Annotated in this window: 9 protein-coding genes; 5 read left to right on the top strand and 4 right to left on the bottom strand. The window is 60.9% G+C overall.

All coding sequences use genetic code 11. The annotated features are described in order from the left end of the window. Positions 1-123: 123 nt before the first annotated feature. Together TMS3_RS21075 and speB are read right to left on the bottom strand one after the other, a co-directional pair. Entirely contained in the window at positions 124-1,518 is a 1,395-nt protein-coding gene (locus TMS3_RS21075; RefSeq protein ID WP_025167278.1) for a YjiH family protein, read from the bottom strand. 74 nt (positions 1,519-1,592) lie between these two features. After that, a complete protein-coding gene (gene speB, locus TMS3_RS21080; RefSeq protein ID WP_025167279.1) occupies positions 1,593-2,552 on the bottom strand; it encodes an agmatinase in 960 nt (319 codons plus the stop codon). A gap of 225 nt (positions 2,553-2,777) precedes the next feature. Between speB and TMS3_RS21085 the strand changes: the two genes are divergently transcribed. After that, positions 2,778-3,671, top strand: a complete 894-nt coding sequence (locus tag TMS3_RS21085; protein ID WP_025167280.1) for a LysR family transcriptional regulator — start codon at positions 2,778-2,780, stop codon at positions 3,669-3,671. Positions 3,672-3,710: 39 nt separating this feature from the next. Here TMS3_RS21085 and TMS3_RS21090 read toward each other — a convergent pair whose 3' ends face one another. Then, positions 3,711-4,991 carry an MFS transporter gene (locus tag TMS3_RS21090; protein ID WP_025167281.1) on the bottom strand — a complete coding sequence of 427 codons (1,281 nt, stop codon included), beginning with the start codon at positions 4,989-4,991 and terminating at the stop codon, positions 3,711-3,713. Positions 4,992-5,302: 311 nt separating this feature from the next. Then, positions 5,303-7,813, bottom strand: coding sequence for a CoA transferase (locus TMS3_RS21095; RefSeq protein WP_025167282.1), 2,511 nt, complete (start codon positions 7,811-7,813; stop codon positions 5,303-5,305). Between the two features lie 900 nt (positions 7,814-8,713). Between TMS3_RS21095 and TMS3_RS21100 the strand changes: the two genes are divergently transcribed. The 4 genes from TMS3_RS21100 to TMS3_RS21115 all read left to right on the top strand — a co-directional run bounded on the left by TMS3_RS21100 (position 8,714) and on the right by TMS3_RS21115 (position 14,078). Continuing rightward, complete coding sequence (locus tag TMS3_RS21100; RefSeq protein WP_152985546.1) at positions 8,714-10,279, top strand: BCCT family transporter; 1,566 nt, start codon at positions 8,714-8,716, stop codon at positions 10,277-10,279. A 115-nt stretch (positions 10,280-10,394) separates the two neighbouring features. Beyond that, on the top strand, positions 10,395-11,552 hold the full coding sequence (locus tag TMS3_RS21105; RefSeq protein ID WP_025167284.1) for an iron-containing alcohol dehydrogenase: 1,158 nt from the start codon (positions 10,395-10,397) through the stop codon (positions 11,550-11,552). A 66-nt stretch (positions 11,553-11,618) separates the two neighbouring features. After that, positions 11,619-13,115 (top strand): CoA-acylating methylmalonate-semialdehyde dehydrogenase, encoded by a 1,497-nt coding sequence (locus tag TMS3_RS21110; RefSeq protein ID WP_025167285.1) that lies wholly within the window; start codon positions 11,619-11,621, stop codon positions 13,113-13,115. A 180-nt stretch (positions 13,116-13,295) separates the two neighbouring features. Further along, a complete protein-coding gene (locus TMS3_RS21115; protein ID WP_025167286.1) occupies positions 13,296-14,078 on the top strand; it encodes an IclR family transcriptional regulator in 783 nt (260 codons plus the stop codon). Positions 14,079-14,083 lie beyond the last annotated feature (5 nt).

Genomic DNA, 14,083 nt, shown 5'->3' on the forward strand with positions numbered 1-14,083 from the left:
TGGCTGCTTGAGCACGAGTCGACCTCCCGCTGTTTGATGCTTGGAATTGTTGACGCACAGTCAACTCTTCAACGGTTTTTGTGTAGTGCTCCCCTCTCCAGGCCGGAGAGGGGAGAGGTACGGTCAGCCGACGATCCAGTGCGCCATCAGCGCGATGATCGGCAGGGTGATCAGGGTGCGGATGATGAAGATCACGAACAACTCGAGGATGTTCAGCGGCAGCTTGGCCTTGATGATCAATACACCCACTTCCGACATGTAGATCAGCTGGGTCAGCGACACGCAGGCCACCACGAAACGGGTCAGTTCGCTCTCGATGCCCTTGCCCAGTACCGCCGGCAGGAACATGTCGGCAAAGCCCACCAGAATCGCCGGCGCCGCCTTGGCCGCTTCCGGCAGTTGCAGCAGCTCAAGCAGCGGCACTATGGGGTAGGACAACCAGTTGAAGATCGGGGTGAACTCGGCGACAGCCAGGGAGAGGGTGCCGATGGCCATTACCAGTGGCAGCAGGCCCAGCCAGATGTCCACCACGTTGTGCACGCCGACCTTGACCATCTGTGTAGGTGAGGGGTTGGCGTTGGCGCGTTTCACTGCCTGCAGCATGCCCCAGCGCAGCAGCGAGGTGCCGGCGGGGACGTCTTCCTTGATCTGCTTGCCGACCCCGGCGACGTATTCATCTTTCTTCCATGACAGTGGCGGGATGCGCGGGGTGATGATCGCCGCCGCCAGGCCCGCCACTACTACGGTCAGGTAGAAGGGCACGAACAGGTGATCGAGCTTCATGAAACTGGTGATCAGCAGGCTGAAGGCGATCGAGGCGATGGAGAAGTTGGTGGCGATCACCGCCGCTTCCCGGGCGCTGTAGAAGCCCTTGTGATACTGCTGGGCAGTGATCAGCACGCCGACGGTGCCCGAACCCAGCCAGGAGGCGATGGCGTCGATGGCCGAACGGCCTGGCAGGCCGAAGACCTTGCGGAATACGTTGCGCACCAGGGTGCCGCAGAACTCCATCAGGCCGTAATCGGTGAGTAGCGGCAGGATCAAGCCGGCGACCAGGAAGAAGGTGATCAGCACCGGCGCCAGATCTTTCAGCACCACACCGCCGGTATTGGCATTCCAGATCCACTCCGGGCCGAATTGCCAGAGGGTCATGGCGGCAAACACTGCGCCAAGTACGCGCAGGCCGAGCCACAGCGGGTGCAGGTTGAACAGCTCGTTGAGTGCCGGTCGCGCGGTGATCCAGCGCGGTTTGAGCAGGCTGGCGAACACACCCAGCGTCGCGGAAACCAGCAACAGACCGGTAGCGATGGCCGGCAGCCAGGCGCTTAGCGCCGCTTTCAGTGCATCGGCCATCACGCCGAGGCCGATGGTGACCTTGCCGTCATAGACGATGGGGGTGAGGAACAGGAGTACGCCGAGCAGCGAGGGGATCAGAAAGATCAGCAGCTGGCGCAGGTTGAAGGGTGTGTCTGCCGGCGGTTGGTCGTCGAGCAGCGGCATGGTTTCGTCATGATTCATCGCAGCACCTTAATTGTTTTTGTGCAGTGCCTGGACGCCGTTCGGCGCCCAGTGTTGAGTAAAAGACCCGTAGATCAGCGACGCTGAACGCCGGGTAACACGCAGAGCATTTCGTACAGCAGATTGGCGCCGAGCAACGAGGTGTTGCCGGTGGTGTCGTAGGGCGGGGAGACTTCCACTACATCGCAACCGATCAGTTGCAGATCCTGACAGCCGCGAATGATTTCGATGGCCTGGATGGTGGTCAGGCCGCCGATCTCCGGAGTGCCGGTGCCAGGCGCCCAGGCCGGGTCGATACCATCGATATCGAAACTCAAATAGACCGGGCCGCCGTCAACCTTGGCGCGGACTTCTTCCATCAGTGGGGCCAACGACTTGTGCCAGCACTCTTCGGCCTGGACTACGCGAAAGCCCTGCTTGCGGCTCCAGTTGAAGTCTTCGGCGGTGTAGCCCTGGGCGCGCAGGCCGATCTGTACCACGCGGTCGCAATCGAGCAGGCCTTCTTCCACGGCGCGGCGGAAGGTGGTGCCGTGGGCGATCTTCTCGCCGAACATGTGGTCGTTGACGTCGGCGTGGGCGTCGATATGCACCAGGCCGATCTTGCCGTGCTTCTTCTTCAGCGCACGCAGGATCGGCAGGGTGATGGTGTGGTCGCCGCCGAGGGTCAGCGGGATGATACCGAGTTCGACGATCTTGTCGTAGGACTCCTCGATGATGCGTACCGCGTCGAGCAGGTTGAAGGTGTTGATCGCCACGTCGCCGATGTCGGCGATGTTCAGCGAGTCGAACGGCGCGGCGCCGGTGGCCATGTTGTAGGGACGGATCATCACCGACTGGGCGCGAATCTCGCGCGGGCCGAAGCGGGTGCCGGAGCGCAACGAGGTGCCGATGTCCAGTGGCACGCCGACGAAGGCGGCATCCAGTTCACGCTGTTCTTCCACTTTCTGGATATGCGGCAGGCGCATCATGGTGGCGATACCACCGAAGCGGGGCATTTCATTGCCGCCCAAGGGCTGGTGCAGAGTCTTGTCCATGGGATGGCCTCACGGTTGTTATGGTTGTAGTAATCGTGGGCCGGATTGTTGAGCAGGATGCCCTGGGGAAAAATCGCTGAGGACAAAAACTTAGTTCAGAGATTTCTAAACTAAAGATCACGGCTGTAGGATGGGTGAGCGCAGCGATACCCATATTGTTGCCAGGACGATGGGTTACGCCGCTGCGCGTCTAATCCATCCCACGTTGCTGATTTGGAAGGTCCGATGAGCCAAGCTTTGCCCGACCTGAAACTGCTGCGCATCTTCGTCGCCGTGGTTCGCCACCAAGGCTTCGCTGTCGCGCAGCAGGAACTGAACCTGTCGACTTCGGCGATCAGTACCTACATGAGCCAGTTGGAAGGTCAGCTCGGCCTGAGCCTGTGCCACCGCGGCCGTGGCGGCTTCAGCCTGACCAGCAAGGGCGAGCTGTTCTACCACGAAACCCTGCGCCTACTCGGCGAGCTGGAAGGCTTCGAGCGTTACTCCGCGGCGCTCAAGGGCGAGTTGCGTGGCACCCTCAACCTCGGCGTGCTGGACACCACCGTCAGCGACCCGGCCCTGCCGCTAGCCGAGGTGATAGGTGCTTACAGCAAGGAGCACCCGGCCGTGCACCTGCACCTGTCGGTGATGAGCCCCTATGAGCTGCAGCTGGCGGTGCTGGAGAACCGTCTGGACCTGGCCATCAGCGCCTGCCCGACACGGATGAACGGCTTGGTTTATCAGCCGCTGTATCGCGAGCAGCACTGGCTGTACTGCAGCGACCGCCACCCGCTGTTTCGTGAGCGGCGCATTCCCGATGAGTTGATCACTCAGCAGCGTATGGTCGGCCGTGGCTACTGGAGCCAGTCGGAGTTGGCGCGGCACGGTTTCAAGCACAGTGCCGCGACAGTCGAGTCGATGGAGGCGCAGCTGATTCTGATATTGTCCGGCGCCTATATTGGTTACCTGCCGGAGCACTACGCGCAGCATTGGGTCGAGCAGGGGCAGCTGCGCGTACTGCTGCCGGCGACTTTTGGCTACCAGGCGCCATTCTCACTGATCCTGCGCCGTGGCCGCTCACGCGAATCGCTGATTCAGACCTTTCGCGACCTGTTGAAGGCGCAATTCACCGAGCGCTAGGAGACCGCACCGAGGGGCCGGTAATTGGACCGCTTGTCCTCAGCTGCTGGGCTGTTCGACAAGTGGCGGATGCGCGGGCTCTGCCTGCTGGGCCTCTTCTGGCGCGGGGTCCATCAGCACCGAGCCAACCGGGAAGGGAGCCTGCATCTGGAAGCTGGTCGGTTCGGTCGAGGTTGTGAAAGGGTCGCTGATGCGCTTGTACAGGGCATGGCCTGCCATCAGCCCCGCCATGATCGCCAGGCTCCAGAAAAAGCTCGACGGCCCCCATTGATCCATCACCAGGGAAATGCCGAAGGGGCCGACCGAGGCGCCAACGCCTCCGGCCAGCAACAGGGTGCTGCTGGCGCCGACGGCCTGGTCGGCTTCCAGTTGGTCATTGGTCAGCGCCAGGTAAAGCGCCAGCAGGGGAAAGCAGCTGCCGCCGAACAACAACGCCAGCAGCAGGTAGGCAATGCCACCCGAGGTACCGACAAGGGCGCTGGCCACTGCAAATATCAAGGCGGCGAAGGCCGATCCGGCGATCACCGTGCGTCTATCCATGTGGTCTGAGAGCTTGCCCAACGGCCATTGCAGCAACATGCCGCCAATCAGCAACACAGCGATGAACAGCGATATTTCACTGACGCGCATGCCCAGTCGACTGGCATACACCGCGCCCATGCCGAGAGTCATGGCGTAGCAGGCGTTGATCAGGAAGGAGCCGACCAAGCCGGTCGGTGCGACGCGGTACAGGGTGATAATGCCCACCGGGCGCGCAGCTGCAAAAGTCGGCATCGGCGTGGCGGTGACCAGAATCGGGATCGCCGCCAGGCTGATCAGGATCGAAATCAGGGTAAACAGTTCGAAACTGCTGGGGTCGGAGATATTCAGCAGAAATTGGCCACCGGACAGGCCGGCGAGCATGGTGATCATGTACAGCGATAACAACTGGCCACGGGTACGGTTGTCGGCGGCCTGGTTCAACCAGCTTTCGGCCACTACATAGATGGCTGAAACGGCAAAGCCGGTGAGCAAGCGCATCACTCCCCAAGTCCAGGGATCGACGATCACCGAATGCACCAGGATGGTCATGGAGGCCAGGGCGGTCAGTGCGCCGAAGGCGCGCACATGGCCGACCCGCTGGATAATCGCCGGTGCGCGCAGGGAACCGAGTAGAAACCCCAGGTAATAGCCCGACATCAGCAGGCCGGTGGCGATGGTGTCGAAGCCTTCCAGTTCGGCGCGAATGCCCAACAAGGAACCTTGGGCGCCGATACACAGGCCGATAACGCCCAGGCCGAAGAACAAAGGCCAGACGGCCCGAACAGTCTGATGCAGCATGTCACCCCCAAAGTTAATGGCCTGTACGGCTAACGGGTTAACTCAAGTGCGGATGACTGGAGCCCTGAGACCAGGCGCTGTAACGAGTCATAGCAGCTATGCTGAGGCCCGGCAACGCGAAATCGGGGCATTAGAGCAAACTGACTGGCGCCACCGGCCACTCGACAAACCTAGGTGAGTAAAGCCAAACCTGCCAGCCCAGCCCAGCCCAGCCCAGCCCAGCCCAGCCCAGCCCAGCCCAGCCCACATAAGCCCCGCCACAAACAAAACGGGCGGAACATCCGTTCCGCCCGCTGTCTTCACCCCTGTGATTAGCTTGGCAGGAACTCCTCGGCCCAACCCAGGCTGGCGATCTCGCGCTCAATCATCGACTCGACCTCTGCCGCACTGTAACCCGCATCGGCGAGTACTTCACGGGTGGAGTGACCCCAGCGCTCCGGCAGGCTCACGGCCTTGATGCTGGCCTCGGAAGGGCGAATTGCCAGGTGGTCGATCTGCGTCAGGCAATGGCCACTCGGATGGTCGTGGTGGATGGAGAAGGCGAAGCTGCCCCGGTCGATACCCACAGTGCCGTCGCCTGCGCGGCTGTACTGCTCGCGCAAGGTCTCGATGGACATCGGCACGGCCGCGGCAATATCGGCTGCCTGCAAGGTTTCCGCCCAGTAGGCGGCTGGTGCGGTCAGCAGCGCAGCCTTCAGGAACTCACCGACGCTTGCCGCAGTGCTGATGCCGGCCAGGCCTTCGACTTGCTCCAGCTGGGGCAGCTCGGACTGTTTCGAGTCGAGGTAGAGCCAGCCCTCCGCGGTCTTGTAAAAGTGCGAGAGGGCGTTGTGGCCCAGTACTTCGCGACCGGATGGCTCGTTGAAAGGTGCACGACCCTGGTAGTCGAAGGCGAACGACAGCTGCGCCAGGTTGGTGACGGCCGACAGCGAGGTGCGCGAACGGGTGGCCTGGCCGGTTTTCAGCTTATGGTAGAGCGACACTGCCATGCCCAGGCCGGCGGCAAAACCGCAGTTGACGTCCAGGGTGCCGAGGTGGGCGTGCTCTTCCGGGGTTTCCGGGCCGCCGAAACGACTCATGATGCCGCTGTGCGCCTGGATGATGTCGTCATAGCCGATGTAGTTGGTCTTCGGGCCTGGCAGCGGGCCGCCAAGGCAGTCTAGGCGGCAGAACAGAACGCCCGGGTTGACCGCCTGCAGGCTGTCGTGATCGAGACCCAGGGCCTTGAGCTGACGCTCGGGGGCGTTGATTACCACCATGTCGACGGAGCGCACCAGACGATTGAATACTTCGCGGCCTTCGCTGCTCATGATGTCGACCAGGGCGCTGCGCTTGCCCATGCTGGTCTGGAAGCTGAACAGGGTGCCGATCAGCGGATCGTACAGGGGCTTGACGGTATCGAGCTTGATCACCTCGGCGCCGAAGCGGGCGAGGAACGCGGTGGAGTGCGGGCCGGCGATCACGTTGGTCAGGTCGAGAATGCGCAGGCCATCAAGCCAGCCAGCATTGGATGCCGGCTTGATCGCGGCACCGACCGGACGGGTCACGGTTTGCGCCGCGGCTACTGCGCTGAGCTCAGCCAGCGCCTGCTCGAAGCTGACGTTTTTGCGCGGGCGCGGGGTGACCATCTGCGCGGCCGACTCTTCCAGCCAGGCGAACGGCCCTGGTTGTTTCATCAGGCCATAGACCGGGTCATTGACCTCGACGATCAGGCCGGCGGCGTTGGTGTGCTCGTGGTTGACCCATTCCTGGGTGGTACGGTGCGGCGCGCCGGGGATCTGCCCTTCGCCAAAGATCACGGCCCACTCTTCGGAGGTCTTGGCGAGGAAGGCTTTCTTCATCTTGGCCGAGATGTGGTCGGCCCATTTCTTCGGCAGCGGGTAGACGCCGATGGAGGTTTCGCCGTCCCACTCGCTGATCGGCGCGTGCAGGTTCTGCACTTCCGGTAGACCTTCAGCGACCAGTTCGTCATAGATGCCCAGGACCGTCAGGGCACGCTTGGCGTGGTTGCGGTGCGATGGGCAGACGCAGTAGAACATGCGGCCATCGGCGCACTTGTAGGTGCGATAGAAGGGATCCAGGTATTCCTGCAGATCGTCGTAGCTCAGGTCCATCGCAATGTTGTTGGCCTTGCGATGCTCGATCTCCAGTTCGCGCATGGTCTTGTAGCGCTCGGGCAGGCCTTCGATGACGTAGGAGTTGTACGACAGGCCTTCCATCAGGGCGGAAATCACCGGCACTTCGATGGCATCGCCACGTCCGGTTTTTTCCCGGGACTGCAGCGCCAGTACCACCGAGGCGGCTGCCAGAGCCGTGGCGTAGGCGGAGCCCAACGGCAGCGGCGAGAAGCTCGGGTTCAGGCCCAGCAACACGCGGTTGAAGCCCATGTCGGTGAAGGCACCGCCGGTCGCAGCGACCACGGCTTCGGTGGCTTTCCACTCGCGGCGCAGGGTGTCGTTGCTGGCGAAACCCGGCACCGACAGGGTGATCAGCTCTGGGCGCGTCTCACGCAGTTGGCTGAAGTCGATACCCAGGCGCTGCATGACGCCAGGGCGGAAGCCCTCGATGACAATATCGGCCTGGTCGATCAAGGCGAGGGCCTGAGCCAGACCTGCTTCGCTCTTCAGGTCCAGGCGCAACGAGCTTTTGTTACGGTTCAGCACGGCATTGGCCGGATGGTCCCATTGCGGGCCTTCGGGCGGATCGATGTGCACGACGGTAGCGCCCAGATCGGCCAGGGTCATGGCTACGGCCGGTGCGGCAATCTGCTGACCGAAATCAACTACGCGAACTCCGGTTAACGGCAACTGTTGGTTGTTCATTGCAATTTATCCTTCAAATAAGCTGAACCGGCTGACGGAGACTAAACAGCCAGGTTGGATTTTTTGTTTGATTGCCATGGGCGCTGCTGTCAGGTTGTACGACCCGCTAATAAACTGTTTGGCAAGTTATTGAGGTTCAGTAACTTGCCGAGTGATCTTTATCGCTGCGTCAGTAGTGCGCTGTGATAACTATCCAGCCACTGCTTAACGCTACACCGAGTTTCGTCTCGTTCATCCAGTCTGGTGAGGCGTATCAACAACACCTGTGTATGGAAGTGGCTGACACAACTGGTAGGTTTCGGCGCTTTTTCGGTAGTGCCGATATTAGAAATGAAGAGCGGTGGCAGCCAGCAATAAAAAATTGACCTAAGAGGGTGTTTTTTTTATGGCTGCATAAATCCCATGCTTGAGGCCGCGCTGGAGGCCCGGAAAGCCTGGTCAGGTCGGTGCGCTTGGCGATATAGGGCTTGCTATGACCCGCTATGAGGTTGGCTCAGAGCACTTGAAGGGCGTGTCTGGCTAATCTACCCATAAGAAAACAGTGGGCATTGCCTGCTATTTTTTTGCTTCTCATCGATACCGTCATTCATAACAATAGATTTCGTATCGATATTGGCGCTCTCTTTGGTGCATATCGCTACTGCTGCCTCGTCCAACAACTACGGCTGTGCTCGCATCTCTCACTGCCATTACTGTGAGGTGCGCAGGTACGGCCCTCCATGAAGAAACAGCGCTTTCTTTCATGGTCAACTAGATCTTTGCCCGGCAAGGATTAACCAACAGTTGAAAGGTACAAGATGAATAACAATTACAAGAACATATCGAGCAGAGGGTCGCGTCATGAGTAGCGCGAAACAGTTGACGGCAAAAATTGGGTCGCGAGCTGAGATGAATCCGGTCATGTCGATCGGTTCGGCTCTGCTGGTTATCGCGTTTGTGCTATTTACGATTATCGATCCGGTTTATGCCGACTCTATTTACAGTGCGGCCAAAGGCTTTATTGCCTCGAAGCTGGCCTGGTATTACGTCGGTATCATGAGCTTCTTTCTGTTTTTCGCTGTTTGGCTGATCTTCAGTCGTTATGGCAGCATCCGCCTGGGTAAGGACAGCGACAGGCCCGAGTTCAGTAACTTCTCCTGGTTTTCCATGTTGTTCGGCGCGGGTATTGGTATCGGTATTCTGTTCTGGAGTATCGCCGAGCCGATCTACCACTTTCAAAGCACTCCCTTCATCGCTGAAGGGCAGGCGATGACCGCAGAGGCGGCACAGGTCGCCATGCGCATTGCGATCTTCCATTGGGGCCTGCACGGTTGGGCACTGTTTGCGGCTTTCGGATTGATGCTGGCTTATTTTTCCTACCGCAAGGGCTTGCCGCTGTCGATCCGCTCCTGCCTGTACCCGCTGCTGGGGGAGCGTATCTATGGGCCGCTGGGGCATGCCGCGGACCTGCTGGCGGTATTCGGCACGGTATTCGGTATCGCTACATCGCTTGGCTTGGGCGCGCAGCAGATGAACGCGGGGCTGCAATACCTGTTGGGCATTGAGGTGTCGATCAGCAATCAGGTGATCCTGATCGCGGTGATCTCGGTGATTGCCACCGCCTCGGTACTGAGCGGCGTGAACAAGGGAATTCGCATCCTCAGTGAGCTGAACATGCAGCTGACCATGGTGATTCTGGCGCTGTTCGTTATTTGTGGCCCGACGGCCTACCTGATCGGCGCCTTCGTCACCAACTCAGGCGACTACCTGGCCAATGTCGTGCAGTTGGGCATGTGGGTCGATCCCGATCCGAAGAGTGAGTGGCAGGGCTGGTGGACCGTCTTCTACTGGGGCTGGTGGATCGCTTGGGCGCCGTTCTGCGGCATATTCATCGCGCGTATCTCCAAGGGTCGCACCATTCGTGAGTTCGTCCTGGGTGTGCTGATCGCGCCGACCGTACTGGCAACCTTCTGGATCACCATCTTCGGTAACACCGCCATGTTCATCGAGCTGTTTGGTGGCGGTGGTGTGACGGCGGCTGTCAATGAAGACATCACCATGGCCTTGTTCAAAACCATCGAACTGATGGGCCTGGGCCAGGTGCTGACACTGCTGATCGCGGGCATCTGTACCCTGTTGCTGGTGACCTACTTCGTCACTTCGGCCGACTCCGCCACATTGGTCATTTGCACGCTAATCTCCATGGGCCACGAACATCCGCCGGCTCGTCTCAGGATCTTCTGGGGCGTGGCCATCGGCGCCGTAGCCGCTGGGTTGCTGTTTGCCGGTGGGCTCAAGGCCCTGCAAACGGCCTCCATAGTCGCTGCGCTACCGTTCTCGTTCGTGGTCATGCTGTCTACTTTCGGCTTCATCAAAGCGCTGCGCCAGGAACCGGTAACAGGCAAGGCTGCTGAAAACGTCAAGGCGGCGCAGGCGACTGAGGTACCGATTGCCATCGAGCCTGCGGCTGCCCCTGGCGGCCTCTGATATGAATCGCGCCGCGAACCCAGGTTCGCGGCGCACCACTCACCCCCGGCAAGACTGCAGGATGTTGCACGGCGTGCACACCAACGGTTCTTGTCTCAGCAATAGCGGAGTCGCCATGTCTACTCAAGTGATCCTCCCCCGCATCATGCAGATCGGCGAGGGCGCCAGCCAGGATATCCCCAACGTGCTGGCCAGCCTCGGCTGTACACGACCGCTGATCATCACCGACAAGATGATGGTGCAGCTGGGATACGCCAGCCGCATACAGGAAACCCTGGCGGGCCAGCAGATGAGCGCCGATGTGTTCGACGACACCGTGCCCGAGCCGACGGTTGCGTCCATCCAAGCCGGTGTCGAGAAAGCCCGCAACGGCGATTACGACTGCATCATCGCCCTCGGCGGTGGTAGCCCGATCGACAGCGCCAAGGCCATTGCGATCCTCGCCAAGCATGGCGGCGAGATGCGCGACTACAAGTTTCCGCGCATCGTCATCGAGTCCGGCTTGCCGATCATCGCGGTGCCGACGACTGCGGGCACCGGCTCGGAGGTCACCCGGGTGACCATCATCGCCGATGAAAAAACCGACGAGAAGATGCTCTGCGTGGGTATCGGCTTCATGCCGGTGGCGGCGCTGATCGACTTCAGTCTGACCCTGAGCCTGCCGGCACGCATCACCGCCGACACCGGCATCGATGCCCTGACCCACGCCATGGAAGCCTACGTCAGCAAGAAGGCCAGCCTCTACAGCGACAGCCAGGCCCTCTCGGCCATGCGCCTGATCGCGCCCAACCTGCGCCGCGCCTACCACGATGGCTCGGACAAGGCCGCGCGTGAGGCGATGATGCTCGGCTCGACCCTGGCCGGCGTGGCCTTTTCCAATGCCTCGGTGGCCCTGGTGCATGGCATGAGCCGCCCCATCGGCGCGCATTTCCATGTGCCCCATGGTCTGTCCAACGCCATGCTGCTACCGAGTGTCACCGCGTTCTCGATCCCGGCGGCTGCCGAGCGCTATGCCGACTGCGCGCGTGCCATGGGCGTGGCCAGCGAGCAGGACAGCGACGCAGTGGCCAACGACAAGCTACTCAGCGAGCTGCGTGCGCTCAACGATGAGTTGCAGGTACCCACGCCCGAGCAGTTCGGCATCGACCGCCAGCAGTTCTTCGACCAGCTGCAGGTCATGGCGCAGCAGGCCCTGGCCTCAGGTTCACCGAACAACAACCCGCGCGTGCCAAGTAGCGACGAGATCATCGAGATCTACCAACAGCTCTGGTAAGCCCCGTCTTTCAATAACCTTGGGCCCCGAGCCCGCGACCTGAATACTTTCCGAGGAATATCCGCGATGAACACAGTAGGACACCTGATCAACGGCCAGATCATCAGTGCAGGCGAGCGCTTTCAGGACGTGTACAACCCGTCCACCGGCGAAGTCAGCAAGCGCGTAGCGCTGGCCTCCAAGGCCACCGTCGAGCAGGCTATTGCCGCCGCCGAGGCCGCGTTCCCTGAGTGGCGCAACACCCCGCCGATCAAGCGCGCGCGGGTGATGTTCCGCTTCAAGGAGCTGCTCGAGCAGAACGCCGATCGCATCGCGCAGATGATTGGCGAAGAGCACGGCAAGATTTCCCACGATGCCCTGGGCGAACTGCAGCGCGGCATCGAGAACGTCGAATACGCCTGCGGCGCCCCCGAGCTGCTCAAGGGTGAGCACAGCAAGAATGTCGGCCCGAATATCGATTCGTGGAGCGAGTTCCAGCCACTGGGCGTGGTGGCGGGGATCACCCCGTTCAACTTCCCGGCGATGGTGCCGTTGTGGATGTTCCCGATGGCCATCGTCTGCGGCAACTGCTTCATCCTCAAGCCGTCCGAGCGTGATCCCAGCTCGACCCTGTTTATCGCCCAGCTGCTGCAGGAAGCGGGTCTGCCCGATGGCGTGATGACCGTCATCAATGGCGACAAGGAAGCGGTCGACACCCTGCTCAGCGACGAGCGCGTTCAAGCGGTCAGCTTCGTCGGCTCGACGCCGATTGCCGAGTACATCTACAAGACCGCCAATGCCAACGGCAAGCGCTGCCAGGCTTTGGGCGGGGCGAAGAACCACGCCATCGTGATGCCCGATGCCGATATGGATAACGCGGTTAACCAACTGCTTGGTGCAGCCTTCGGCTCCTCGGGCGAGCGTTGCATGGCGCTGTCCGTTGCAGTCGCCGTGGGCGATGCGGCAGCCGATGCGCTGGTCGAGAAGATGCAGAAGGCCATGCAAGCCCTGAAGGTCGGCGCCTACTCGGAGAAGAGCAACGACTTCGGTCCGGTGATCACCAAGGCGCATCAACAGAAGGTCGTGGGCTACATCAACAGTGCCGAAGAGCAGGGCGCCACGATCGTGGTCGATGGCCGCAACCCGCAGGTGGCCGGCTATGAGAACGGCTTCTTCGTCGGCGGCACGCTGATCGATAACGTTAGCCCGGAGATGCTCAGCTACAAGGAAGAAATCTTCGGCCCGGTGCTGCAGGTCGTACGGGTCAACAGTATGCAGGAGGCCATGGACCTGATTGATGCCCACGAATATGGCAACGGTACCTGCATCTTCACCCGCGACGGTGAGGCCGCGCGCTACTTCTCCGACAACATCAAGGTCGGCATGGTCGGCATCAACGTGCCGCTGCCGGTGCCGGTGGCCTACCACAGCTTCGGCGGCTGGAAGCGCTCGCTGTTCGGTGACCTGCATGCTTATGGCCCGGATGCCGTGCGCTTCTACACCAAGCGCAAAACCGTAACCCAGCGCTGGCCTTCGGCCGGGGTTCGGGAAGGCGCCGAGTTCTCCATGCCGACCATGAAATGAGTGATACGCCGTAGCAGTCTGTTTCTGTTACAGGTCCTAGGCGACGTCCCTGAACAGGGGGGTCGCCTTTTTTGCTATCCAGCGGTTGCTGCGCGCGTCGCGTGCCAGGCTAGGATCTGTTGCCGTTTCATTCGCGGCTCGCAATGAAACGGCAACAGATCCTAATGTGGGGAGAATGCAATGAGTACGTCTGCCAGAGAAAAAGGCTCCTCGATTACCCGCGTGCTGGAAATCATCGAAGCGGTATCCAGGGCCGAACGGCCCATGTCTCCCGCCGACCTGGCCTACCAACTCGATATCCCCAAACCGAGCATTCATCGTCTGCTGGCGCAGCTTGAGGGTGATGGCTATCTGCAAACCAATATGCGCGGCCTGATCGTGCCGGGTTCGCGCATGCACGAAATTGCGCTTGGGGTACTCTACAGCGGGCGTTTCAAGGCGCCGCGCCAGTCCATCCTGCAGCGTCTGACCGCGGAAATTGGCGAGACCTGTGGCATCGCCATTCCCAATGGCACCGAGATGATCTATTACGATCGGGTGCAGACCGATCGACCGTTGCAGGTGCACCTGCCCATCGGCAGCCATACGCCAGCCTGGTGTACGGCCAGTGGCAAGCTCTACCTCAGCACGCTATCGAAGGAGCGCCGCCAGCGGATCATCCACAACCTGCCACTGCGTCAGTACGCCCGCAATACCCTGACCGATCCGCATGCCCTTGAGGCTGATCTGCTGAACATCAGAGCCAGTCAGGTGGGCACTGACAATGAAGAGTTTGTCGATGGTCTGGCCGCGTTTGCGGTGCCGGTAAAGGATCGTGATGGCCGGCTGTTCGCCTGTCTATTCGTCCATGCGCCGCTGATCCGCAAGAGCCTGGATGAGCTGCTGACATATACTCCGCTCTTACGCCAAGCTGCAGTGGAGCTCGGTCAGCTAATCAGTGACCCGGAAGTCGGCATAGATTGAAAATG

This window comes from Pseudomonas taeanensis MS-3 (assembly GCF_000498575.2).
Lineage (GTDB): Bacteria > Pseudomonadota > Gammaproteobacteria > Pseudomonadales > Pseudomonadaceae > Aquipseudomonas > Aquipseudomonas taeanensis.